This window comes from Halarchaeum nitratireducens, from assembly GCF_017874695.1.
Taxonomy (GTDB): domain Archaea; phylum Halobacteriota; class Halobacteria; order Halobacteriales; family Halobacteriaceae; genus Halarchaeum; species Halarchaeum nitratireducens.
This window is the reverse complement of sequence record NZ_JAGIKY010000012.1, coordinates 60,885-83,604: the sequence shown is the minus strand read 5'-3', so window position 1 is coordinate 83,604 and position 22,720 is coordinate 60,885. Positions and strand designations below refer to the sequence as shown.

At 69.9% G+C, this 22,720-nt stretch carries 24 protein-coding genes; 14 read left to right on the top strand and 10 right to left on the bottom strand.

Translation table 11 applies throughout. The features are described 5' to 3' along the window. The first annotated feature begins 18 nt into the window (after positions 1–18). Together J2754_RS12050 and J2754_RS12045 are read left to right on the top strand one after the other, a co-directional pair. Positions 19–720 (top strand): NRDE family protein, encoded by a 702-nt coding sequence (locus tag J2754_RS12050; RefSeq protein WP_211087569.1) that lies wholly within the window; start codon positions 19–21, stop codon positions 718–720. A gap of 72 nt (positions 721–792) precedes the next feature. Continuing rightward, the gene (locus J2754_RS12045; protein ID WP_188878377.1) at positions 793–1,191 is read left to right on the top strand and encodes a helix-turn-helix transcriptional regulator; all 399 of its coding nucleotides are present in this window, start codon (positions 793–795) and stop codon (positions 1,189–1,191) included. Positions 1,192–1,230: 39 nt separating this feature from the next. Here J2754_RS12045 and J2754_RS12040 read toward each other — a convergent pair whose 3' ends face one another. The 3 genes from J2754_RS12040 to gatC form a co-directional block, all read right to left on the bottom strand. Beyond that, entirely contained in the window at positions 1,231–3,120 is a 1,890-nt protein-coding gene (locus tag J2754_RS12040; protein WP_188878375.1) for an SLC13 family permease, read from the bottom strand. A gap of 202 nt (positions 3,121–3,322) precedes the next feature. After that, complete coding sequence (gene gatA / locus J2754_RS12035; protein WP_211087568.1) at positions 3,323–4,600, bottom strand: Asp-tRNA(Asn)/Glu-tRNA(Gln) amidotransferase subunit GatA; 1,278 nt, start codon at positions 4,598–4,600, stop codon at positions 3,323–3,325. Continuing rightward, positions 4,601–4,879: an Asp-tRNA(Asn)/Glu-tRNA(Gln) amidotransferase subunit GatC gene (gene gatC / locus J2754_RS12030; RefSeq protein WP_188878373.1), complete on the bottom strand. Its 279-nt coding sequence runs from the start codon at positions 4,877–4,879 to the stop codon at positions 4,601–4,603. Positions 4,880–5,049: 170 nt separating this feature from the next. Between gatC and J2754_RS12025 the strand changes: the two genes are divergently transcribed. Both J2754_RS12025 and J2754_RS12020 read left to right on the top strand, forming a co-directional pair. Then, positions 5,050–6,039, top strand: a complete 990-nt coding sequence (locus J2754_RS12025; protein ID WP_188878372.1) for a transcription initiation factor IIB — start codon at positions 5,050–5,052, stop codon at positions 6,037–6,039. An 85-nt stretch (positions 6,040–6,124) separates the two neighbouring features. Further along, a complete protein-coding gene (locus J2754_RS12020) occupies positions 6,125–6,595 on the top strand; it encodes an NUDIX hydrolase (protein WP_188878371.1) in 471 nt (156 codons plus the stop codon). Here J2754_RS12020 and J2754_RS12015 read toward each other — a convergent pair. Continuing rightward, positions 6,592–6,990: a hypothetical protein gene (locus J2754_RS12015; protein WP_188878369.1), complete on the bottom strand. Its 399-nt coding sequence runs from the start codon at positions 6,988–6,990 to the stop codon at positions 6,592–6,594. The genes J2754_RS12020 and J2754_RS12015 overlap by 4 nt on opposite strands. A gap of 38 nt (positions 6,991–7,028) precedes the next feature. After that, positions 7,029–7,712, bottom strand: a complete 684-nt coding sequence (locus J2754_RS12010) for a PHP domain-containing protein (protein ID WP_188878368.1) — start codon at positions 7,710–7,712, stop codon at positions 7,029–7,031. Between the two features lie 153 nt (positions 7,713–7,865). On the opposite strand from J2754_RS12010, the gene purL reads away from it, so the two are divergent. Further along, entirely contained in the window at positions 7,866–10,058 is a 2,193-nt protein-coding gene (gene purL, locus J2754_RS12005; protein ID WP_188878366.1) for a phosphoribosylformylglycinamidine synthase subunit PurL, read from the top strand. A 1-nt stretch (position 10,059) separates the two neighbouring features. Here purL and J2754_RS16485 read toward each other — a convergent pair whose 3' ends face one another. Further along, a complete protein-coding gene (locus J2754_RS16485) occupies positions 10,060–10,221 on the bottom strand; it encodes a DUF7550 family protein (RefSeq protein WP_425350994.1) in 162 nt (53 codons plus the stop codon). Positions 10,222–10,271: 50 nt separating this feature from the next. Between J2754_RS16485 and J2754_RS12000 the strand changes: the two genes are divergently transcribed. Further along, the gene (locus J2754_RS12000; protein ID WP_211087567.1) at positions 10,272–10,931 is read left to right on the top strand and encodes a hypothetical protein; all 660 of its coding nucleotides are present in this window, start codon (positions 10,272–10,274) and stop codon (positions 10,929–10,931) included. A 125-nt stretch (positions 10,932–11,056) separates the two neighbouring features. Then, complete coding sequence (hisF, locus tag J2754_RS11995) at positions 11,057–11,869, top strand: imidazole glycerol phosphate synthase subunit HisF (RefSeq protein ID WP_211087566.1); 813 nt, start codon at positions 11,057–11,059, stop codon at positions 11,867–11,869. Positions 11,870–11,881: 12 nt separating this feature from the next. Here the strand turns inward: hisF and J2754_RS11990 are convergent, their stop codons facing one another. After that, entirely contained in the window at positions 11,882–12,163 is a 282-nt protein-coding gene (locus J2754_RS11990; protein WP_188878361.1) for a DNA-directed RNA polymerase subunit L, read from the bottom strand. 93 nt (positions 12,164–12,256) lie between these two features. On the opposite strand from J2754_RS11990, the gene J2754_RS11985 reads away from it, so the two are divergent. Continuing rightward, on the top strand, positions 12,257–14,059 hold the full coding sequence (locus tag J2754_RS11985) for a rhomboid family intramembrane serine protease (protein WP_211087565.1): 1,803 nt from the start codon (positions 12,257–12,259) through the stop codon (positions 14,057–14,059). Here the strand turns inward: J2754_RS11985 and J2754_RS11980 are convergent. The 3 genes from J2754_RS11980 to dph2 all read right to left on the bottom strand — a co-directional run bounded on the left by J2754_RS11980 (position 14,050) and on the right by dph2 (position 16,590). Beyond that, the gene (locus J2754_RS11980) at positions 14,050–14,670 is read right to left on the bottom strand and encodes an METTL5 family protein (protein ID WP_211087564.1); all 621 of its coding nucleotides are present in this window, start codon (positions 14,668–14,670) and stop codon (positions 14,050–14,052) included. The two genes, J2754_RS11985 and J2754_RS11980, sit on opposite strands and share 10 nt — an antisense overlap. A 44-nt stretch (positions 14,671–14,714) precedes the next feature. Continuing rightward, positions 14,715–15,233 carry a DUF8173 domain-containing protein gene (locus tag J2754_RS11975; RefSeq protein ID WP_188878357.1) on the bottom strand — a complete coding sequence of 173 codons (519 nt, stop codon included), beginning with the start codon at positions 15,231–15,233 and terminating at the stop codon, positions 14,715–14,717. Between the two features lie 322 nt (positions 15,234–15,555). Continuing rightward, positions 15,556–16,590 (bottom strand): diphthamide biosynthesis enzyme Dph2, encoded by a 1,035-nt coding sequence (gene dph2, locus J2754_RS11970; protein ID WP_188878355.1) that lies wholly within the window; start codon positions 16,588–16,590, stop codon positions 15,556–15,558. A gap of 173 nt (positions 16,591–16,763) precedes the next feature. Between dph2 and J2754_RS11965 the strand changes: the two genes are divergently transcribed. From J2754_RS11965 to J2754_RS11940, 6 genes are all read left to right on the top strand, one after another. Then, positions 16,764–17,900: an ABC transporter substrate-binding protein gene (locus J2754_RS11965; RefSeq protein ID WP_211087563.1), complete on the top strand. Its 1,137-nt coding sequence runs from the start codon at positions 16,764–16,766 to the stop codon at positions 17,898–17,900. After that, positions 17,900–19,009, top strand: a complete 1,110-nt coding sequence (locus J2754_RS11960) for an ABC transporter ATP-binding protein (RefSeq protein ID WP_211087562.1) — start codon at positions 17,900–17,902, stop codon at positions 19,007–19,009. The genes J2754_RS11965 and J2754_RS11960 overlap by 1 nt, the downstream gene beginning before the upstream one ends. After that, positions 19,009–19,905, top strand: coding sequence for an ABC transporter permease (locus J2754_RS11955; protein WP_342590124.1), 897 nt, complete (start codon positions 19,009–19,011; stop codon positions 19,903–19,905). Before J2754_RS11960 ends, J2754_RS11955 begins: the two co-directional genes overlap by 1 nt. Next, the gene (locus tag J2754_RS11950) at positions 19,898–20,713 is read left to right on the top strand and encodes an ABC transporter permease (protein ID WP_211087561.1); all 816 of its coding nucleotides are present in this window, start codon (positions 19,898–19,900) and stop codon (positions 20,711–20,713) included. The genes J2754_RS11955 and J2754_RS11950 overlap by 8 nt, the downstream gene beginning before the upstream one ends. 203 nt (positions 20,714–20,916) lie before the next feature. Further along, positions 20,917–21,744, top strand: coding sequence for an MBL fold metallo-hydrolase (locus J2754_RS11945; protein WP_211087560.1), 828 nt, complete (start codon positions 20,917–20,919; stop codon positions 21,742–21,744). Between the two features lie 65 nt (positions 21,745–21,809). Then, the gene (locus J2754_RS11940) at positions 21,810–22,718 is read left to right on the top strand and encodes a phosphoribosyltransferase HisG-related protein (RefSeq protein WP_211087559.1); all 909 of its coding nucleotides are present in this window, start codon (positions 21,810–21,812) and stop codon (positions 22,716–22,718) included. Positions 22,719–22,720: the final 2 nt, after the last annotated feature.

The following is a 22,720-nucleotide window of genomic DNA, read 5'->3' as shown; positions in this document are numbered from 1 at the left end:
GCGGCCTATCCGTCTCCCGTGTGTACGCTCGCCGTCGCGTGGCGCGTCTACGACGACGCCCCCGTGGTCGTCGCCGCGAACCGCGACGAAGCGACCGATCGCCCCGCGACGCCGCCGCACGTGTGGTCGGAGGCGTCCGACGCACGCATCCTCGCCCCGCGCGACGAGGAGGCCGGCGGCACTTGGACCGGCGTCACCGACGCGGGCTTCTACGTCGGGCTCACGAACCGCTGGAGCGACCTCGATCCCGGGCGCTCGCGGGGGCGCCTCGTCGTCGACGTCCTGCGCGCCGGCGACCCGGGACGCGCGCGCGCCCTCGTCGAACGCGAGGTGGCGACGCGCGACTACGCCGGGTTCAACATCGTGCTCGCGTCCGCCGAGCGCGCGTACCTGCTTCGATGGGACGGCGACCTCCGCGCGGGCACGCTCGATCCGGGCGTCACGGTCGTCACGACGACCGGCGCGCCCGACGCGGCCGGCCGGCGCGAACGGGTTCAGGACGCGCTCACCCGCCGGCGTCCCGGCAGTGCCGCGGGGTTCCGCGGACGGGCGAAGCGCGTTCTCGCGGCCGGCGACGTCGGCGCGTGTCTCCACGGCCACGGCTACGGCACCCGCTCGTCCTCCGTGATCACCGTCGGCGGCGCGATCCGCTACGAGTTCGCCGACGGCCCGCCGTGTCGCACGCCGTATCGGGACGCCGGCGGGTTCGCCCGATTGTGAGGATGAGCCGATGCCGGCAGTCGGGCGGTCGGACGGTCACATTTAAACCGCTCGCGGCCGGCGTATGCGAGTATGAGCGCCGAGGCAGAGGACCTCTCCGAGGACGAGGCGCGCGCCCTCGAACTGGTCCGCGAGCAGGGGCAGATCTACCAGAGCGAGTTCTGGAAGTCACTCGACGTCTCCTCGCGCAAGGGGAGTCGGATCGCGAAGAAACTCGAGGAGAAGGGGTACGTCGAGCGCGAGGACGCCGTCCACGCCGGGAACACGACCTACCTCATCAAGCCGATCATCAAGCCCGAGAACCTCGACTTCTCGCTGCTGATGGCCGGCGACATGCTCTCGCCGTTCGTCGGCGAAGAGGAGGTCGATCCGCGCAGCGACGCCTTCTCCCAGTGGATCATGAACCTCGTCTACGAGGACCCCGTGATCCCCGAGGAGGAGGCGGGCGCGCCGCCCGAAGAGCAGGGATAGCGCGACGGAATCCGGCCCGGTCCGGTCGTCGCCGTCGAGTCAGGGGGAGAGCCCCCAGAAGAACGCGATCCCGACCGTCGTGACCACGGAGAGGAGTAACTGGAGCGGGCCCCCCACGCGGGCGTAGTCCGAGAACTTGTAGCCGCCGGGCCCGTAGACGAAGAGGTTCGTCTGGTAGCCGACGGGCGTCATGAAGGCCGTCGAGGCCGCGAACGTGACGGCGAGGACGAACGCGAACGGGTTTCCGCCGACTTCGTGGGCCGTCTCGACGGCGACGGGGATCATCAACACGACGCTGGCGTTGTTCGAGACGACGTTCGTCACGAGGCCCGTCACGATGTAGAACACCCAGAGGACGCCGATGACCGGGAGGTAGTTCCCGGAGAGGGCGACGAGCGCGCCGAGGAACGTCGCCGCGCCCGTCTGTTCGAGGGCGATGCCGAGCGGGATCACGCCGGCGAGCAGGAAGATGACGCTCCAGTCGACGCCCTCGTACATCTCGCCGGGCTTGATGACGCCGGTGACGGCCATGGCGACGACGCCCGCGAGCGCGGTCTGGACGATGCTGAAGTCGAGCGAACCGAACGCGTCGACGCCCGTGAGAGTCGCGACCGTCCCCCACGGGACACCGACGAGGCCGACGACGCCGAGGACGATGGCGACGGCCCACGGGATCTTCTCCGTCCGGTAGTTCGGCGTCTCGGACTCGTGTGCGACGATGAAGTCCGAGTTCGTCGAGAGCCGATCGATGCTGTCCGTGGGAGCCTGCACGAGGAGGGTGTCGCCCACGCGGAGCTCGACGTCGTCGAGGCGCGATCGGATCGTCTCGCCGCCGGACCGGAAGGCGAGGACGCTGGCGTCGTAGCGCTGGCGGAACGCGGAGGTGGTGAGCGTCTCTCCGAGGAGGCTCGATCCGGACTGGATGACGATCTCGACGAGCGTCTGTGCGTCCGGGTCCGCCTCCAGCTCCTCGTCGGTCGGCGGCGTCCCGACGAGGTCGAGCCCGTCGAGTTCGCGAAGCGACGCGAGCGTCTCGCGGTCCGTGCGGATGGTGAGGACGTCGCCGGAGCGGATGTGCTTGCTGGCGATCCCCTCGAAGTACGTCTCGCCGTCGCGGACGATCTGGAGGATGTCGGCGTCGAAGCGCGCCTCGTCGATGGCGTCCTGCACGGTCTGCCCGGCGATCGGGGCGTCGTCGCGGACGACGACCTCCGTGACGTAATCCTGTAGCTCGTACTCGCTGAGGTAGTCCTCGCGCGCCGGGACGCGCTCGGGGATCAAGCGATGGCCGATCGTCATCAGGTAGGCCGTCCCGGCGACGAGCACGACGATCCCCAGCCCGGTGAACGTGAACATCGAGAAACCGCGGCCGATGAGCCGCTCGGCGACGCTCGAAGCCAACAGGTTCGTCGACGTCCCGATGAGCGTGAGCATCCCGCCGAACATGGAGGCGTAGGAGAGCGGGAGGAGGAGCTTCGAGGGCGAGGTCTTGCCCTTGTGTGCGAGGTCGGAGATGACGGGCACGAGGATGGCGACGACGGGCGTGTTGTTGATGAACCCGGAGACCGGCCCCGCGACGCCGATCGTCGCGGCGAGCTGCTTCGGCTGGCTGTCGCCCGCGAACGCCGCCATCTTCCGCCCGATGATCTGGACGACGCCGGTGCGGTTGACGCCCGTCGAGAGGATGAGCATCGCCAGCACGGCGACGGTCGCCGTGCTGGAGAACCCGGAGATGCCCTCGGCGACGGACACCTCCGTCCACGGCAGAACGGTGAGCAACACCATCACGAGGATCGCCGTGACGTCGATCGGCAGGAGCTCGGTGATAAAGAGGAAGAGCGCGAGCAGGACGACGCCGAACACGACGAGCATCTCCGTCGTGACCGGCGGTACGGACCCGGCTTGCGCTACGAGGGTCGTGATCGGCATACGGACGTGGTCGGCCGCCTCACTCAAAGCGGTTCCGGGTAGCGCCGACGGACGGGATCCAGTCCGGACGCGTCGCCCCCGATCGTGGTCGGCGCCGTCGACGCGCACCGGAACACACGCGTCGATCTCGAATCTGTCGCCGGCGATCGATCGGATCCGAACACACGCCGCAGAAACCCCCGCTCGACGAAGTCGGGCGGCATTAGCCCAGCAGCGCCGCCGCGTCGATGATCGTCTCCTCGCCGAACTTCGGCCCGACGAGCTGGAGCCCGACCGGGAGCCCCTCGTCCGATTCGCCGGCGGGAACGCTGATCGCCGGGAGGTTGGCGAGGTTCACGGGGACGGTGTTGGCGTCCATGAGGTACATCTGGAGGGGGTCGTCGACGCTCTCGCCGAGTTTCGGCGGGAGGACGGGCATCGTCGGCGTGGCGAGGACGTCGACGTCCGCGAAGGCCTCCTCGAAGTCCTGACGGACCCACGCGCGCGCCTCCTGGGCCTGCTTGTAGTACTTGTTGTGGTAGCCCGCGGAGAGGGCGTACGTTCCGAGGAGGATGCGGCGCTTCACCTCGTCGCCGAGGGTCTCGGCGCGCGTCTCCGCGAACGACTCGTTCCAGTTGCCCTCGAAGCCGCCGGACTCGCCGTATCGGACGCCGTCGAAGCGCGCGAGGTTCGAGGAGGCCTCGCTCATCGCGATGACGTAGTAGGCGGCGACGCCGTACTCGACGGAGGGGAGGCTCACGTCCTCGACCTCGGCCCCGGCGTCGCGGTAGGCGTCCAGAGCGCCCTCGAAGACGCGGCGTACCTCGTCGTCCGCGCCCTCAACGAGCTCCGTCGGGACGCCGATCGTCAGGCCGTCGACGTCGCCGGTCGCGGCGGCCGCGTAGTCGCTCGACGCGCCCGCGTTGTGCGTCGTCGCGTCGTGCTCGTCGGGGCCGGCGATGACGTCGAGGAGCTCGGCCGCGCCCTCGACGGTCGGGGCGAGCGGCCCGATCTGTTCGAGGCTGTTCGCGTACGCGACGAGACCGTACCGGGAGACGAGCCCGTACGTCGGCTTGATGCCGACGACGCCGCAGAAGGCGGCGGGACAGCGGACGGAGCCGCCGGTGTCGCTCCCGAGGGCGTAATCGGCCTCGCCGGCGGCGACGGCCGCCGCGCTCCCCCCGGAGGAGCCGCCGGGGACGCGCTCCTCGTCGACGGGGTTCGCCGTCGCGCCGAACGCGGACGTCTCCGTCGTCGTCCCCATTCCGAACTCGTCCATGTTGGTCTTGCCGACGATGGTCGCGCCCGCGTCCGTCAGCCGCGAGACGACCGTCGCGTCGTAGGGGGGCACGTAGTCCGCGAGCATCTCGGAGCCGCAGGTGGTGCGGACGCCCTCGGTCGAGATGTTGTCCTTGACGGCGACCGTCGCGCCCGAGAGCGGCCCCTCAGCGGCGCCCTCGATCTTGACTCGGGTGACGAAGGCGTTGTGTGCGTCCGCCATCTACGACACCTTCGGCCCCTTGAAGAAGCCGTCCTCGGTCTCGGGGGCGTTCTCCAGCGCCGCCTCCTGATCGAGGCTCTCCGTGACCTCGTCGGGACGCATCACGTTCACGAGGTCGGGTTCGGCCTCGACGTCCGGGACCTCCTCTAAGGTCTCGAAGTGACCGAGGATCTCCGCGAACTGGTCCGCGTACCGTCCGACGTCGTCCTCGTCGAGGGCCACGCGGGCGAGGTCTGCGACGTGCCGAACCTCGTCGGCGTCGACGGTCGAATCGCTCATGGTCGCCCTGCGTCCCGCGTTCGTCTAAGCGTTTCGGAAGACGCGACGGGGGCAGTAGGGGCGATACGGACCGCGAACAGTCATCAAGCTTATGCCGCCGCCGCACGATACACTAGTGAATCACGGCCCGTTCGGCGGCGGGAGCCGAGTGCGACCAGTTCGATACCACCATGAGTAACTCACGTACACGACGACGGGAGCGACGGCCGACGCAATCGGACGAACAGGAGCGAGAACAGGAATCCGCAGCCGACGAGGAACTCGTCTGCCCGGAGTGCGGCGGGAACCTCGTCGTCGACGAGTCCCACGGCGAGACCGTCTGTGAGGAATGCGGCCTCGTCGTCGACGAGGACGAGATCGACCGGGGGCCGGAGTGGCGGGCGTTCAACAGCCAGGAGAAGGACCAGAAATCGCGCGTCGGAGCCCCGACGACGAACATGATGCACGACAAGGGGCTCTCGACCAACATCGGCTGGCAGAACAAGGACGCCTACGGCAACTCGCTGTCGAGCCGCCAGCGCCAGAAGATGCAGCGCCTGCGCACCTGGAACGAGCGCTTCCGCACGCGGGACTCGAAGGAGCGGAACCTGAAGCAGGCGCTCGGCGAGATCGAGCGCATGGCCAGCGCCCTCGGCCTCCCGAAGAACGTCCGGGAGACCGCGTCGGTCATCTATCGCCGCGCGCTCGACGAGGACCTCCTCCCCGGTCGCTCCATCGAGGGCGTCGCCACCGCCGCCCTCTACGCCGCCGCCCGACAGGCGAGCACGCCGCGCTCGCTCGACGAGGTGACGAACGTCTCGCGCGTCGAGAAGGACGAGATCGCGCGCACGTACCGGTACGTCGTCCGCGAGCTCAGCCTCGAGATCGCCCCCGCGGACCCGACGAGCTACGTCCCGCGCTTCGTCAGCGACCTCGGCCTCAGCGACGAGGTCGAACGCCAGGCCCGCGACCTCCTCGAATCCGCGAAGCGCGAGGGCATCTACTCCGGGAAATCGCCCGTCGGCCTCGCCGCCGCCGCCGTCTACGCCGCCGGCCTCCTCACGAACGACCGCGTCACGCAGAACCAGGTGAGCGAGGTGGCGAACATCTCCGAGGTCACGATCCGCAACCGCTACCACGAGCTCCTCGAAGCGCAGGACGACATCCCGGTCGAGGCGTAGGCCCGACGCGCCGACGGCGCGGTCCCTCTCTCCCCTCGTTTTCGCGTCGACAGACGTTAGGCCGACGCGCCGATGCGTGGTTCGTATGGAGACCACTCGCCACAACACCGCCACCGTCTACGTCGTCCATGACGGCGCGACGGCGCTCCACGAACACGACCGCCTCGGCCTCTGGCTGCCGCCGGGCGGCCACGTCGAGCGCGACGAACTCCCCCATCACGCCGGCGAGCGCGAGGTACGCGAGGAGACCGGCCTCGACCCGACGCTCCTGCTCGCAGACCCCGAGATCGAGACCGGGGTCGTGCGATCGCTCCCCCAGCCCGAACACCTGCTCTTGGAGGACATCCACGCCTACGAGGGCGGCGAGGTCGGCCACCAGCACGTCGACTTCGTCTACTTCGCCGCGGTCGACTCGCGGGCGATCGACCCGGACGGCGACGAGCGCGACCCCGAACACTGGGAGTGGTTCACGCCCGAACGGCTGCGCGAGGCGGACGTCGGCGACGAAGTCGAGACGATCGGGATCGAGGCGATCGAAGCCGTCGGCGAGCGCTAACGCCCCGTTCGGAGCTGCCCCTTCGCGTCCGTGAGCCAGCCGAGCGTCGCAGCGACGGCTACGTCGAAGGAGAGCACCAGGACGCCGATGGTGAGGACCGCGACGACGACCCGGTAGGGCGCGTCGACCGGGACGAGGGTCACCGAGAGGAAGCCCGCGACGACGCCGACAACCCCGAACAGCCGGTCCCAGACGCTCGTGCCAAACGAGTCGACGCGCGCGCCGACGGCGGCGTGGACGCAGCGCAGGAGGTAGGCACCGACGCCGTAGAGCGCGCCAAGCGCGACGGCGACGTAGAGCGACGGGAGGACGAGCGTGTAGAGGCCGGCGCCGACGGCGACGCCGGCGAAGAGGCCGAGGCCAACTGACGGGGCGTCGGTGCGGAAGACGTTCACGCCAGACGTGTCAGACCCGGCACGATAAAAACCCCCGCTCAGAGGAGTTCGCGCAGACGGTTTTTCACGCGGCGTTTCGCACCGCCGGCGGCCTGCCGGAAGCTGACGTGCCACGGCGTCCGACGGCCCTCGACGCTCGTGCGACCGTCGCGGATCGCGTCGAGTATCGCGTCGAGATCGGCGCGTTCGGCGTCGACGCGCGTCACCGCTTGACCGACCATCTCGGCGATGTGGGCGTCCGATCCGGCGGTCATCGGGAGGCCGTGCTCGCGGGCGAACGACTCGGCCTTCCGGTTCGCACGGCCGGTGAGGAGTCGGGAGTTGTACACCTCGATGGCGTCGGCCGAGGCGAGTTCGGCGTCGGTGACGCGTGCGGCGACGCCGCTGCGCGACCCCTGGAACGGGTGAGGGACGACGGCGATCCCGCCGGCGTCGCGGATGTGTTCGAGCGTCTCCGCGAAGGGGCGGCCGACCGGGACGGGCTCGCGGACGCCGAGCGCGAGGACGTGACCGGCCGCGCTCGTCACCTCCATGCCGGGGATCCCGACCAGCCCGTAGTCGGGGGCGAGCTCGGCCGCGCGGGCGCTCGCCTCGTACTCGTCGTGGTCGGTGACGGCGATCGCGTCGAGACCGACCGCCGCCGCCTGCTCTAGGAGCATCTCGACGGGATCGCGGCCGTCGTAAGAGTGCGACGAGTGGGTGTGGAGCTCGACCGACAGCACACGCGGCGCTTCGCGGCCGGCGGGCAAAAGCGCGCCGGTCCGAGGGACCGGAGGCGGACTCGCCGCCCCCGCCGCGCGCCGTCGCCACCGTCGAATATACACGACCGTGGATATAGAAACGCATAAATCCGGCCCGACGAACCATGGAGGTGAATGACTCTCGCCGAGTCGGACCGCGAGCGCGTCGTCGGGGAGCTGGGCCGCGACCCGACGCGCGCCGAGGCCGCGCTGTTCGAGAACCTCTGGAGTGAACACTGCGCCTATCGCTCCTCGCTGCCGCTGCTCTCCGCGTTCGACTCGGAGAGCGAGGACGTCGTCGTCGGTCCCGGCGACGACGCCGCGGTCGTCGAGGTGGGCGACGGGCTCTACGCCACGTTCGGCGTCGAGTCCCACAACCACCCCTCGTACGTCGACCCGTTCGACGGCGCGGCGACCGGCGTCGGCGGCATCGTCCGCGACACCCTCTCGATGGGCGCGTATCCGGTCGCGCTCGCCGACTGCCTCTACTTCGGCGGCTTCGAGCGCGAGCACTCGCGCTACCTCTTGGAGGGCGTCGTCGAGGGGATCAGCCACTACGGCAACGCGATCGGCGTCCCCACCGTCGGCGGGAGCACGGCCTTCCACGAGGGCTACGAGGGCAACCCGCTCGTGAACGTCGCCTGCGTCGGCCTCCTCACGCCCGACCGGCTCGTCACCGCGGAGGCCCAACGCCCCGGGAACCGCCTCGTGCTCGTCGGCAACAGCACGGGCCGCGACGGGCTCGGCGGTGCCTCCTTCGCCTCCGAGGACCTCGCGGAGGACGCCGAAACCGAGGACCGACCCGCAGTGCAGGTCGGCGACCCGTACGCGGAAAAACGCCTCATCGAGGCGAACGAGGAGCTGATCGACGCCGGTCTCGTCCAGTCCGCGCGCGATCTCGGTGCGGCCGGCCTCGGGGGCGCGTCCTCCGAGCTCGTCGCCAAGGGCCACCTCGGGTGCGAGATCGACCTGAACGCCGTCCACCAGCGCGAACCCGGGATGAACGCCACCGAGATCCTGCTCGCCGAGTCCCAAGAGCGGATGGTGTACGAGGTCGCCCCGGAGAACGTCGACGCCGTCCGCGAGGTCGCCGCGAAGTTCGACCTCGGCTGCTCGGACATCGGCGAGGTGACCGGCGACGGGCAGTACGTCTGCGGGTTCGACGGCGACGTCGTCGTCGACGCCCCCGCGGAGTTCCTCGCGGACGGCGCGCCGCTCAACGACCTGCCGATGACGGAGCCCGAGACGCCCGCGACCGACTACGACCTCCCTGCCCTCGACGAGGCGTTCGAGACCGTCGTCGCCAACCCGAACACCGCCTCGAAGCGGTGGGTATACCGGCAGTACGACCACGAGGTCGGCGCGCGTACCGCCGTTCGGCCGGGCGAGGACGGCGCGGTGCTCGCGCTCCACGAGCTCGCCGACGCGGCGGGGGGCGCCATGGCGACGTCGAACGGCGACGGCCGCGAAGACGGGGATACCGGCGGTGACGTCGCCGACGCCCCCGGGCTGGCGCTCGCCGCCGGCGCGAACCCGAACTGGACCGCCTGCGAACCCTACGCGGGCGCGTACGCCACCGCGGTCGAGAACGCGACGAACCTCGCGGCGGTCGGCGCCGACCCCGTCGCCGCGGTCGACTGCCTCAACGGTGGTAATCCGGAGAAGCCCGACGTGTACGGCGGCTTCGGCGCGATCGTCGACGGGCTCGCAGACGGCTGCCGCGACCTCTCCGTCCCCGTCGTCGGCGGGAACGTCTCGCTCTACAACGACAGCGAGGCGGGCCCGATCCCCCCGACGCCGACGCTCGCCATGCTGGGCACGACCGACGGCGTCGACGCCCCCGGGAGCGCACTCGCGGGCGACGGCACGCTCCTCCTCGTCGGCGACCACGACGAGACGCTCGGGGGCTCCGAGCTCCTCGCCGAGTTCGGCGGGAGCGACGCCTTCCCGGACGTCTCGGAGAACGCGGGCGACGTCGTGGCGACGCTCGGCGCCGTCGCGGGCGACGACACGACGACGGCCGTCCACGACGTCAGCGACGGCGGCCTCGCCGTCACGCTCGCGGAGACGATCACTGCCGACGCGGGTGCGGACGTCTCCGCGCCGTCGACGGAGGCGCTCTTCTCCGAGGCGCCCGGACGGGCCGTGATCGAGACGACCGATCCCGAGGGCGTGAAGGCCGCCTTCGACGGCGTCGCGACGGTCGTCGAACTCGGTGCGAGCGACGCGAGCGGGACGCTGACGCTCACCACCGGCGACGAGACCGCCGCCTACGACCACGCGGAGATCGTCGCGTTCCGCGAGACGATCGCGGCCGCGATGGACTGAGCTATCCGAGGAGCGGGAGGACGAACGTGACGACCGCGCCGACGACGAAGGCCGCCGCGCCGTAGGCGACCTGTCTCGTCGTGAACGACTGCATCGGTGACGTGGTTCGTCCCTCGTGTGTCGTGTCCATGCCCGCGTATTCTGTGGCGCGGTACTTTCGGATTTCGGTCGCTCCACAGGACGTATGTCACGCCCCGTCGAGTGTCGTCACGTATGCCCTCCAGACGCGCGATCCTCGCGGCGGCCGGCGCGAGCGCGTTCGGCACTCTCGCCGGCTGTGGCGGACGCGATGCGAGCGAGGAGACGGCGACGAACCCGACGACCGCCGCGAACGAGACGAGCACCACGACCGCGCCGGCCGATCACGAACCGTTCCCCCCGGACGCGACGTCGTTCGAGGCGGATCTCGTCCGCGGCGTCACGGTCGACCACCCGCCGCGGTTCGCGGCGACGCTGACGAACGAGGGGAACAAGGCCTTCACCGTCATGTGCGGGTTCGCGCCGCCGTTCTCGGTGACGACGCTCGACGCCGTCGACGGGGACGCGTCGCTCTTCTGCTATCCCGTGGCTCCGGAGGCCCGCCAGCACGTGCGCGCCGTCGCGCGGTTCGGGGAGAACGCGACGGACACCCCCGATCTCCCGCCCGAGAGCCGCGCCGACGAGTGTTGGCGCGTCACTGGAAGCTACGCGACGGACGACGTCGCGTACGCACGGACGCTCGCCGCAGGCGAGTCGCTGGCGTCGCCTACGACGTCTACACGTACGGCGACGGGTCGTGCCTCCCGGACGGCGACTACCGCGCGACGAGCGGCGCGTCGGCGTTCCTGGGGACGAGCGCGGACGGGCCCGAGACGAAGTGGACGTACGGCGTGACGTTCGCGTGCCGCGACGGCTCCGTGACGGGCGTCACGGGGAGCGGCGTCCGCGAGGTCGCGCTCACGGACGAGTAGAGTCGAGGAGTCGGACACCTTTTCAGGGGGTGGCTGCCTATCACGGGTATGACCCTCACGAAGCGCGTCATCCCCTGTATCGACGTCGACCTCGACGAGAACGGGGACGCGGCCGTCTACACGGGCGTGAACTTCGAGGACCTCGAGTACACCGGCGACCCGGTCGAACTCGCCAAGAAGTACAACGAGGCCGGCGCGGACGAGTTCGCCTTCCTCGACATCACGGCGAGCGCCGACGGACGCGAGACGATGCTCTCCGTCGTCGAGGACGTCGCGGACGAGGTGTTCATCCCCCTCACCGTGGGCGGGGGCATCCGGGACACCGACGACATCAAGGAGACGCTGCGCGCCGGCGCCGACAAGGTCTCGATCAACACGGGCGCGCTCGAACGACCCGCGCTCATCACGGAAGGCGCGAAGGCCTTCGGGAGCCAGTGCATCGTCATCAGCGTCGACGCGCGTCGGCGCTTCGACGAGGGCGGCGAACACTACGTCGACGTCGACGGCGAGTCCTGCTGGTTCGAGTGTACCGTCAAGGGCGGGCGCGAAGGTACCGGCATCGACGTCGTCGAGTGGGCCGCCGAAGCCGAGGAGCGGGGCGCGGGCGAGCTCTTCGTCAACTCCATCGACGCCGACGGCACGAAGGACGGCTACGATCTCCCGCTCACGGGCGCCGTCTGCGACGCCGTCTCGACGCCCGTCATCGCCTCCTCCGGCTGCGGGGAACCGAAGCACATGTTAGAGGCCTTCGAGTCGGGCGCGGACGCCGCGCTCGCCGCCTCCATCTTCCACTTCGAGGAGTACACCATCGGAGAAGTCAAGGAGTATCTCGACGAGCGCGGCGTGCCGGTGCGGCTGTAGTCGGCGTTTCGTTTAGCGGGCGTTCTCGAAGGCGGTTCGGAACTCGTTCATCTGCTCGCCGACGAGCGCGGCGCCCTCTTCGAGGCAGTCGAGCGGCTTCGCGCCCTCGGTCTTCAGCGTGAGGACGGGCTCGGTCTGACCACCGGACTGCTCGGGGTTCTGGTCGTACGTCGCGGCCGCGACGTCGTCGAGTTCGAGGAGCGCTCCCTTCAGCACGTTCATGAAGGTGTGGTCCTCGTTCGCGATCTCGATTGTGAGCTCTGTGTCCTGCTGCTCGATGACCCGGAGATCCATGCGTACACCTTGGTTTTACGGCGTTTCAACGTTGCGGTCGCGCCCGTCTCGATCCCGCCGACGTTTAAGGGCACGCGGGGCGAGCGATCCCACATGCTCTCGTCCGTCCTCCTCGCCGGCGGCGCCGGCGCACTCTGCTGCTGGCTCCTCGTCGTTGCGGTCGTCGCGTTCGGCGGCGTTCGCGCGGGGACGGCGCTCCGGGTCGGTCTCCCGCTCGGCCCGCTCGTCGGGCTCGGCTGTGCGACCGCGCTCGGTCTCCCGCCCGCGGACGCGCTCGCCCCCGCCGTGCTCTCGGGAACGCTCGTCTCGCTCGCCTGCGTCCGCGCCCTCGACGGCGTCGGCGACGAGTGGGGCCGTCGCCTCCGCTCGCGCTTCCTCTTCGGCGTCCCGTGGGGGACGCTCGTCGTCGTCGCGGGGGTCGCGGGCTTCTACCTGTTCGTCCAGCAGGGGTGGACGCACCCGAACGATCCGCTCTCGCTGCCCTTCACGTCGTGGTCGTATCTCTACCCGCTGGGCGTCCTCACCGCGCCGTTCGCACACGCGGGCCTCTCGCACGTCACGGGCAACCTCCTCGGGACGCTCGTCTACGCGCCGCTCGCGGAGTACGCGTGGAGTCACTATCCGACGCGGCGCGGCGAATCGACGTTCGGCTCGCTTCGGACGAACCCGCTCGCGCGGATCGGCGCGTTCGTCCTCGCCGTCGCGGTCGTCGCCGTCTTGACGAGCGCGCTCGCGTGGGGCCCGATCGTCGGATTCTCGGGCGTCGTCTTCGCCTTCGGCGCGTTCGCGCTCACGCGCTACCCCGTGGGGACCGTCGTCGCCAGCGCCGCGAGCGGCTTCGCGTCCACGTTCTACTACGCGCTTCGCGATCCCGTCGTCGTCGCGTCCGCGGGCCCCTCCTACGGTGGCCCGTGGTGGGCGGGAGTCGCCGTGCAGGGCCACGCCGTCGGCGTCCTCGTGGGCGTGCTCCTCGGCGCGCTCCTCGTCGCCGCGCGCGACGAACGCCCGAGCGCCCTCCGACTCTGGGGCGCGGCGATCGTCTACGCCGCGAGCGTCCCGCTCTACGCCGTCTGGTGGTATCGAGGTCCCTCGACGTACGTGCTCTATCGCGGCCTTGGCGTCCTCCTCGTCGTCGCGCTCGGCCTCTTCGTCGCCGCCGGCGTCCGCGCCCGCTCCCGGCCGCTCCTCGACCGCGTCGACACCGGCCTGACGCGGCGGCAGGTCGCCACCCTCTGTCTCCTGTTTCCCCTCCTCGTCACCCTCGCGGTCGCCGTCCCGACCAACCTCGCCGCCGTCTCGTCCGGCGGGGGCGAGAGCGCGGCCGCGAACGCCGTCCACGTCGAGGGGTACACCGTCACCTACGCGGAGGACGTCCGGAACGAACGCGTCGGCGCGTTCGACGTCGAGCTGTTGAACGAGTCGACGAGCGTGAACGCGAGCGGCGTCATCGTCTCGAACCCCGAGCGCGCCATCTGGACGCAGGCGATCTCGGCCGGCACGCTCGCGTACTCGGGCCGCGAGTCGGTCCGCGTCGGGGGCGTCGGCTGGAGCGACACCGTCGCGGCGACGCGATCCGGGTGGGTCCCGACGGGCGCGTCGCCCGTCTACCGCGTCTCGCTCGTCGGCCCCGACAGCGAGCGGTCGCTCGCCTACACCTCGCCGAACGCGACCGCATCGCCCGTGATCGACGGGCGGAACGTCACCGTCGCCAACACCGCCGACGGATTCAGCGTCGTCGTCACGCACGCGAACGAGACGCTCGGCCGCGCGCCGCTCCCCACGGACAACGGGACGGCGACCGCCGGCGGCCTCGGCTTCGGGCGCGTGGGGAACACGCTCGTCGCCGCGCGCAACGGGACGCGCGTCACCGTGGCGACCCGCGAGACCTACTCGTAGGGCCACTCGATTCGATACACCTCGACGTCGAGCGTCTCGCGCTCGCGCGTGTGAAAGTCGAACTGCCGCGCGACGTCGAACGCCGCCGCGAAGGCGTCGGTCACCGCGCCCTCCCGGTCGGCGGCGAACGACTCCACGAAGTCGCGGCTCCCGGCGTTGTGAATCGACCACGAGACGGCGGCGAGGTCGGCGGCCGCGGCGAGGAACCGCCGATCCGCGTGCCGGTTCCCGCGCTGCGCGCCGAAGGGCGGGTTCATCACGACCGTCGGGGCGTCGGCGAAGGCCAGCGGCGGATCGGTCGCGTCCCCGCGCACCCACGATACCGGGACGGCGGGCGCGACGCGCCGCTCGTTCTCGCGCGCGGTCGCCAGCGCGTCGCCGTCGACGTCGAGGCCGACGACGCGCCGCGGTGAGCGACACGCCGCACCGAGCGCCAACATCCCCGTCCCGGTGCCGAGGTCGAGGACATCGCGGTCGAGGTCGCCGCGGAGGTCCGCGACGTGGAGGACGTGTGCCGCGAGCTCCGCCGGCGTCGGATACTGCTCGCGGGCGACGTCCGGGTCGTCGAACCCCGCGACGGCCGCGAGTCGCCGTTCGAGGGCGCGCTTCATGCCCGGAGACAAGACCGCGAGCGGAAAAGCCGCGTCGATCGCCGTCACGCCTCGTGCGATCGGTACCACGTGTGGACGATCGCGCCGACGCCGATACTGCTGACGACGAAGCTGACGAGGCCGCCGACGGCCGGGAGGGCCGCGACGACCGCCGCGAACGCGGCGCCGACGAGGAGGTGTCCCCATCGCGTCGTCTCCCAGCCGAAGCCGTCGGCGGCCCGCCCGCCGACGTAGACGTAGACGAGCACGTTCCCGACGTAGTAGACGGCGGCGCCGACGACGAGCAGCGGGACGACGACGATGATGCCGACGATCGTGAGCACGAGCAGGACCGCCACGCAGACGAACACGACGAGCGTCCCGATCCCCCAGAGGAACGACGGGACGGGCTCGTCCGCCACGACGTCCACGAGCCGCTCGACGCGCTCGCCGGCGAACGCGAGCATGAGCGCGCCGATGAGCATCGTCCCGAGGAAGGCACCCGCGGCGCGACCGCCGACGCCAAGCGCCTGTTGGACGCCGTACGGGTCGACCTGCTGGAGGGGAACGAAGAGGGGGTCCATGCCCGTCGGAGGACGCCCGAGGACAAAGCCGTTGTGTGGCCGCCGCTCCAGCCCCGGAGAGGGGCGGAGAGGAGAACGTGCGACGCGACGGCGCGAGTCGCACCGCCCCTGAGTACCAAGAACGTGGCGCGTGCACGGAACACGACGCGTGCACCGAGGCCGCGCGTCGCGCCTCGCTATCGCTCGGCGTCCGCGCCGATGTCGCGCGCCGCGAGCGCGGCGGACACGCCGCGTATATCCCACGCTCTCAAGCGATCTCTCTCGCTACGAAACCGCGCCGTCCGCTCCCGCTCGCAGTAACGCGGTTTCGACGGAGCCGCGCTCACCACGTCCCGTGGAAGGTGTCGAACTCCATCTCGTCGAGGGGCTTGTTGCCGACGGCGCACTCGTACTCGCCGGGCGTCAACATCGGCTTGTGGAATTGCGGGCCGTCGTCGGTCGTGATGCGCGGACAACCCGTGTTGACGAACGCGTCCATGTCGAAGTTCCGCAGTCGATCCGGCGTCACCTCGTCCATCGTGATGAGGTAGGCGTCGTCGTTGTTCTCGACGATCTCGTTCGCCTGCTCCCAGCGTCCCTGTCCGATCTTCGTGCAGAAGATGACGCCCCACTTCTCGGCGTCCATCGCCTTGTGGACCGACGCGTAGCGCTGTTTCATGAACTGCTCGTGGTCGGCGATCGTCACCACGTTGTTCACGGGGTCGGCGATGACGACGTTCTTCTCGGGATGCTCCATGGCGAGCCCGACCGGGTGGAACTTCCCGCCGCCGACGTAGAGCACCTGATCGGCGTCGATGTCGGCGGAGGCGTAGTTACACCCGAGGACTTGGCCCTCGTTGGTGAGGCGCTCGTCGCCGCGGCGCGTGTGAACGGTGAAGCCGCGCTCTTCGAGCCACTCGCGCATCTCCTCGAACTTGTTCATGTGCTGGGCGGTCGTGACGAGGCCGACGTCCCCAGTTTCGAGCTCCTCGGTGGCGTCCTCCATGATCGGCGTCACCTCGACGTTCGAGAACAGCGGGACGTAGATGATCTTCTCCGAGTCCTTCATCGGGGAGTGCCCGAAGTGGACGAAGACGTCCGTCCGGCGCATCATGTACGTGTCGAGGTCGCACGCGCCGTAACAGGGCTTCCCGGAGATCATCACGCGGACGCCGTCGGGGAGGAGTTCGCGCAGGTCGTCCGCGACGTGGGGCGCGCGGCGCTTGAGTCCCTCGGGGAACTGCATCCCGACCTTCTCGGCGTCGCGCTCCTCGACGGCCTCGACGATCCGTTCGAGTTCGTAATCCCACGTCCGGTCGTGTCGCAGCGACAGCCCCGTGTTCCGGAGGTCGCCCGCCGACCGCTCGTCCTGACTCATTGGCCACTCGTACTGTATCTGGCCGTATAACCTCGGCGTTTCACGGGGTGCGCGCCGCGTGCCACGCCTCCGCGCACCGCGTGCGAGCGGTGCCGCCGCCGTCGCATGCCCACGAGTCGCACACGCCTGCTGCAGACAGCACCCTTTTCAGTGACATGCTGTATGTACCCCTCGTGTCCGAACGTCAGCACTCGCAGAGCGGGGCGGATCGCGTCGGTGAGACGGGTCACTCCGCAGTGAACCGCCGGACCTTCCTCGGCGTGGCCGGTGCCGCGGCGACGACCGCGATGGCCGGCTGCAGCGGGATGGGGGGGAGCAGCGGCGACGGCACGCCGACCCTCCGCGTGACCGCGTGGAGCGGGAACTACGGCGAGCGGTTCACGCAGGCGATCAAGCCCATCTTCGAGTCGCGCTTCGACGCAACGCTGGAGGTGAACACCGGGTGGAACAGCCTCCTGGCGAAGATTCAATCCGCACCGCCGGACGACCCGCCGTTCGACGTCACGGTGACGTGCGAGCCCATCTACTACAACGGACGGAACGCGGACCTCTTCGAGCCGTTGCGCTACGACGAGAACATCCCGAACATCGACGGCGTCTACGACTACTACAAGGACGTCCGGCCGATCTCGCACGGCGCCCCCGTCGACGGCGCGCCCCTCACGATCCTCTACCGGGACGGCCTCGATCAGCCCGTGGAGACGTGGGGCGACTTCACGAGCGAGACGGTGACGAACTCCGCTGGCGTCGGCGTCGACTCCGGCTTCTGGATCTACCCGCTGCTCGGCGCCGCGGTCGGCACGGACGCCGCGCCGGGCGCGGGCGAGCTCTACGAGGAGCAGTACCACGACACCCTCATGGACACGCTGGAGACGTGGCCGATCACCGGGTGGGCCTCCTCCGGCACCGACGTCTGGCAGCAGTTCCAGAACGGCATCATCGACGCCGCGCAGTGGTACTTCGGACAGGTCTACTACGACATGGAGAACCACGAGGGCATCTCGTTCTCCATGCCGGAGGCGAACGCCGGCTACATGGACAACTGGGCAGTCGTCCGCGGGACGGACAAGCGCACGCTCGGCGAGGAGTTCATCAACATGCTCCTCGATCCCGAGGTGCAGAGCAAGTGGTCCGAGGACCACCCGCTCTTCTTCACGACGGAGGGGATGTCGTACGCGGGCGACCTCGGCGACTACCTCCCGACGACGGCCGAGGAGGCCGAGCAGATGGCCCTCCCGCGCTGGGACGACGTCGCGCCCTACTCCGAGACGTTCTCGAACAAGTTCAAGCAGATGAAGACCCAGGGCTGATGGCCTCCGTCACCCTCAGCGGCCTCCGCAAGGAGTACGGCGACCTCACGGCCGTGGACGGCCTCTCGCTCGACGTCGACGACGGGGAGCTCCTCTGCCTGCTCGGCCCGTCGGGCTGCGGGAAGTCCACGACGCTGCGCATGCTCGGCGGCCTCGAAACGCCGACGGACGGTGACGTCCACATCGGTGGCGAGCCGGTGACCGACCAACCGCCGTACGAGCGGAACACGTCGATGGTGTTCCAGTCGTGGGCGCTCTTCCCGCACAAGACGGTCCTGGAGAACGTCGCCTTCGGCCTGAAGATGGACGGCGTGAGCGAGGACGAGCGCCGCGAGCGCGCCCGCGAGATGCTCGACGTCGTCGAGATGGGCGGGTTCGCGGACCACGACCCGACCGACCTCTCGGGCGGGCAGAAACAGCGCGTCGCGCTCGCGCGCTCGCTCGCCATCGAACCCGACGTCCTCCTGCTCGACGAGCCCCTCTCGAACCTCGATAAGCGCCTGCGCGAGCAGATGCAACTCGAACTGCGGAACATCCACGACGCGGTGGAGACGACGTTCGTCCACGTCACGCACGACCAGAACGAGGCGTTCACGCTCGCGGACAGCATCGCCATCATGAACGACGGCCAGATCGAGCAGGTCGGCGCGCCCCGCGAGGTCTACGACGACCCCGTGAGCCTGTTCATCGAGGAGTTCCTCGGCGACACGAACCTCGTGGAGGCGACCGTCACCGAGACCACCGAGGCGGGCGTCGTCGCGGACGTCGCGCTCGGGACCGCGGTCGAACTCCCGACGGGCGACGCGTCGGTCGCCGCGGGCGACGACCTCACCGTCTCCTTCCGCCCGGAGGAGCTCGACGTCGAGCGCGCCGACGCGTCCGCCACCGACGGGACTCCGTCGATCACCGGCGAGATCACGGACGTCCTCTATCGCGGATCCACGGTCCGCTTCTACGTCGAGAGCGCCGGCGAGTTCCTCTTCTTCGAGCAGAGCGTCGGCGCGGACGTCGACTTCGCGGTCGGCGACGCCGTCACGGTGTCGTGGGACCCCGCGGACCTGCTCGCGTTCGCCGCCGACGGCGACCGGGTCGGCGGGGGTGGTGCGTAGTGTCGGAGTCGACCTTCGCGTGGCTCGGCGAGCGGATCAAGCGTCGGGACGCGGGGAGCGTCTTCCTCATCGCGCCGCTGGCCGCGTTCGAGCTCGTCTTCTTCGTCGTGCCGTTCCTCATCCTCGTGCGGATGAGCCTGAACGCGAACGCCGATCCGGGGTTCTACCAGCCGGCGTGGACCCTGGAGGCCTATCGAGCCGTCCTCGCCTCCGGGCTCTACAGGGACCTCGTCGTCTTCTCGTTCAAGCTCGGCGTGATCGCCACCGTCGTCGCCGTCTCGCTCGCGCTGTTCTACGCGTACGCCGCCTACCGGGCGGACGGGCTTCGCAAGTCGCTGTTGTTGTTCTCGATCATCCTCCCCCTCCTCACGACGCTCGTCGTGAAGACGTACGCGTGGCGGCCGCTCCTCGCGCCCAACGGCGTCCTCAACGACGTGCTGCTGGGCGTCGGTCTGATCGGAAGCCCGATCCAGTTCGCGCCCGGGATCGTCGGCACGGTGATCGGGCAGGTGTACATCGTCTTCCCGTACGCCGTCCTCTCCATCTACAGCGTCCTCTCGACGTTGGACTGGGACACCGTCGAGGCCGCACGCGACCTCGGCGCGTCGCGCCCGCGGTCGTTCCTCGAAGTCGTCGTCCCCGAGGCGCTCCCCGGCATCGCGGTCGCCACCGTCGTCTCGTTCGCGTGGAGCGTCGGCGCGTACGCGGCGCCCAGCCAGCTGGGGTCGGGCGCGCAGACGACGTTCGCCATGGAGATAGAGAGCCTGATGCTCACGCAGTTCGACTACCCGACGGGCGCGGCGTTCAGCCTCCTGATGCTCGCGGCGATGCTCGTCGTCTCGCTCGGCGTGATGCGTCTCCTCACCGGATCCATCGGGGGTGTCGAGGGTGTCTGAGGTCGAGGTGACGCGCGAGCGCGTCGAGGACGCGCTCTTCCGCGCGGGCTACTGGCTCCTGTTCGCGATCGTCATGCTCCCCATCGTCGTCGTCTTCGCCACGTCCTTCCAGCAGGGGGAGTATCTCACCTTCCCCCCGGAGGGGGTCAGCCTCCGGTGGTACGCGCAGTTCTTCGCCAGCGCGGAGTGGCTGAGCGCCGTCCGCGACAGCGTCGTCATCGGCGTCGGCGCGTCCGTGCTCTCCACCGCCCTCGGCGTGACGGGGTCGCTCGCCGTCCAGCGCTCGGACTCGACGCTGGCGCGCGTCCTCCCGCCCGTCATCCTCCTCCCGCTCCTCCTCCCGCCCGTCGTCATCGGGCTGACGCTCCTCATCTACTTCAACCGCGTCGGCTTCGGGAGCACCTACCTCACGATCGTCATCGCGCACGCGCTGTGGGCGACGCCGCTCGTCTTCTTCGTGATGCAGTCGGTCTTCGCTCGCTTCGACTGGGACCTGCGCGACGCCGGCATGGACCTCGGGGCGCGACCGAGTCGCGTCTTCTACCACGTCGTCCTGCCGAACGTCCGGAGCGGGGTCGTCATCTCCGCCGTCGTGGCGTTCATCGTCAGCCTCCAGGAGTTCATCATGGCGCTGTTCCTCAAGAGCTACGAGGTACAGACCGTTCCCGTCCTCGCGTGGACGTCGCTCCAGTCGTCGCTGACCCCGCTCGTCAGCGTCGTCTCGGCGTTCCTGGTCGGGGTCTCCATCCTCGGCGTCCTCGTCTCCGCGGCGCTGATGAACATCGAGTGGCTCGCCGAACAGCTCTAGTCCGGCGGGCCGGCGCTCTTCGAGGAGCGCGTGAGCGCGCTCGAAGGCGAAGTACTCGGCAGCCCGTCCGAACGACCGAAGGCGCCGACGCGCCTCTCGCTTCCGGCGTTCCGTGACGACGGCTCCCGGGACGCGTACGACGCGGCGGACGACTGGCGCCGCCGGTCGCAACCCTTAGGATCGGGGCATACACAGAGTCGTCTATGGAGAGCGATTGGGGCGACTGGCTGCCGCAGGCCGTCGCCGACGCCGACCCCGATGGCGTCGACGTCTGGTATCTCGGCTGTAACGGCTTCGTGCTGAAGGCGAGCGACGGAACGACGGTCTTCGTCGACCCCTACGTGGGCACGGGCGATCCGCCGCGCACCGTGCGGATGATCCCCGTCCCCTTCGATCCGGAGGACGTCGTCGCCGCCGACGCCGTGTTGGCGACGCACGAACACACCGATCACGTCCACGGGCCGAGTCAGGCCCCGATCCTCGAAACGACGGGGGCGACCTTCTACGGCCCCGACGACTCGCTCGCCGTCGCCGAGGACGAGGAGTGGGCGGTCGAGTACGGCGTCGCCGACGACCAGTTCGCCGAGGTGGCGGAGGGCGACACCGTCGAGGTCGGTTCGTTCACCGTCCACGTCGTCGAGACGCACGACCCGGACGCAACGCATCCGGTCGGCTACGTCTTCGAGCACGACGCCGGGACGTTCTTCCACGCCGGCGACAGCAAACCCAGCGATTCCTTCGCCGCCCTCGCCGGGCGCTTCGACATCGACGCGGGCGCGCTCGCCTTCGGCACCGTCGGGAACGTCCCCGATAAGGAGACCGGCGAACCGAAGCGCACCCGCTGGTACAACGACGAGAACCAGATCGTCGAGTGCGCCAGCGACCTCGAACTCGACCGGCTCGTCCCCACGCACTACGACATGTGGCGGGGCCTCACCGCGGATCCGACGGTCCTCCACCACCACGCGAAGAGCTTCGCGTACCCCGCCGAGCTCGAACTCGTCGAGATCGGCGATCGCTTCTCGCTCTGACGGGGCTCCCTGCGACGCATCCTCACGAAACACAAAAGCCCCCGCGTCCCGTTCGTCCGACACCGATGGAGCCAGTCACCGTCGCCGTCCCGCGCAAGGGTCGCCCGCTCGAAGCCGTCCTCGACCGGCTCGCGGGCCATCCCGACGCCCGACGGGTCGTCGACGACGTGACCGAGACGCTCCGCCACGAGAAGGCCGTCACGAAGGGGAACGCGACGGCCGCCGCGGGGGTCTACGAGCGCCTCGCGGCGTATAGCGATCCCGACGACCCCTACCGACCCGACTACACCCTCCTGCGCGACGACCGCGAGGGCAAACCCCGACGCATCGTCTTCGACACCCTCACGCTCGACGTCGCGGGCGTTCCGGTCCAGCTCGTCGGCCGGGAGGAGCCCTTCCGCGCCCTGCGCAAACACGAGTTCGCACTCGGCTTCGACAGCGCCGATCTCGTCCTGGAGGAGGTCGTCGGCCTCCGGGGCGAGCCCCTCGCCACCATCGCGGACGTCAACGAACGCATCGACCCGCAGGACACCGACGTCCGCGTCGTCACCGGGATCGGTGACACCGTATACCACACGTTGATGGGCGATACGGAGGCGCTCGACGTCGACGCCTTCGACCGGTCGTTCCTCGAAGCCTACGAGGGCCCGCTCTGCATCTCGCCGCGCTACGAGCGCCTCGTCGAGGCCGTCGTCGGCCTCGAAGCCCTCGCAGGCGTCGACTTCGTCTATCCAGCCGACGGGGAAGAAGAGGAGGCCGCCATCGCGGACGTCGGTCTCGGCGTCTACCTCACGGTCACCGGGTCGACCGCGCGCGAGCACGGCCTCACGCTCGGCGAGCGGCTCTTCCCGAGCGAAACCGTCCTGATGGAGAACGCGAGCGAGGTGAGCGAGCTGACTGAGAACGGCGACGCGATCGAACGCGTCCGCAACGCCGTCGCGGAGGGCGTCGACACCGAGCTGCCCGTCGCCTGATC

Coding starts and splice junctions, on each gene's coding strand:
- hisF (WP_211087566.1), top strand. CDS start 11,057: ATGACCCTCACGAAGCGCGTCATCCCCTGTATCGACGTCGACCTCGAC.
- J2754_RS12020 (WP_188878371.1), top strand. CDS start 6,125: ATGGAGACCACTCGCCACAACACCGCCACCGTCTACGTCGTCCATGAC.
- gatA (WP_211087568.1), bottom strand. CDS start 4,600: ATGGCGGACGCACACAACGCCTTCGTCACCCGAGTCAAGATCGAGGGC.
- purL (WP_188878366.1), top strand. CDS start 7,866: ATGACTCTCGCCGAGTCGGACCGCGAGCGCGTCGTCGGGGAGCTGGGC.
- J2754_RS11975 (WP_188878357.1), bottom strand. CDS start 15,233: ATGGACCCCCTCTTCGTTCCCCTCCAGCAGGTCGACCCGTACGGCGTC.
- J2754_RS11985 (WP_211087565.1), top strand. CDS start 12,257: ATGCTCTCGTCCGTCCTCCTCGCCGGCGGCGCCGGCGCACTCTGCTGC.
- J2754_RS12040 (WP_188878375.1), bottom strand. CDS start 3,120: ATGCCGATCACGACCCTCGTAGCGCAAGCCGGGTCCGTACCGCCGGTC.
- J2754_RS11940 (WP_211087559.1), top strand. CDS start 21,810: ATGGAGCCAGTCACCGTCGCCGTCCCGCGCAAGGGTCGCCCGCTCGAA.
- J2754_RS11960 (WP_211087562.1), top strand. CDS start 17,900: ATGGCCTCCGTCACCCTCAGCGGCCTCCGCAAGGAGTACGGCGACCTC.
- J2754_RS12000 (WP_211087567.1), top strand. CDS start 10,272: ATGCCCTCCAGACGCGCGATCCTCGCGGCGGCCGGCGCGAGCGCGTTC.
- gatC (WP_188878373.1), bottom strand. CDS start 4,879: ATGAGCGATTCGACCGTCGACGCCGACGAGGTTCGGCACGTCGCAGAC.
- J2754_RS11990 (WP_188878361.1), bottom strand. CDS start 12,163: ATGGATCTCCGGGTCATCGAGCAGCAGGACACAGAGCTCACAATCGAG.
- J2754_RS12045 (WP_188878377.1), top strand. CDS start 793: ATGAGCGCCGAGGCAGAGGACCTCTCCGAGGACGAGGCGCGCGCCCTC.
- J2754_RS11945 (WP_211087560.1), top strand. CDS start 20,917: ATGGAGAGCGATTGGGGCGACTGGCTGCCGCAGGCCGTCGCCGACGCC.
- J2754_RS12025 (WP_188878372.1), top strand. CDS start 5,050: ATGAGTAACTCACGTACACGACGACGGGAGCGACGGCCGACGCAATCG.
- J2754_RS11980 (WP_211087564.1), bottom strand. CDS start 14,670: ATGAAGCGCGCCCTCGAACGGCGACTCGCGGCCGTCGCGGGGTTCGAC.
- dph2 (WP_188878355.1), bottom strand. CDS start 16,590: ATGAGTCAGGACGAGCGGTCGGCGGGCGACCTCCGGAACACGGGGCTG.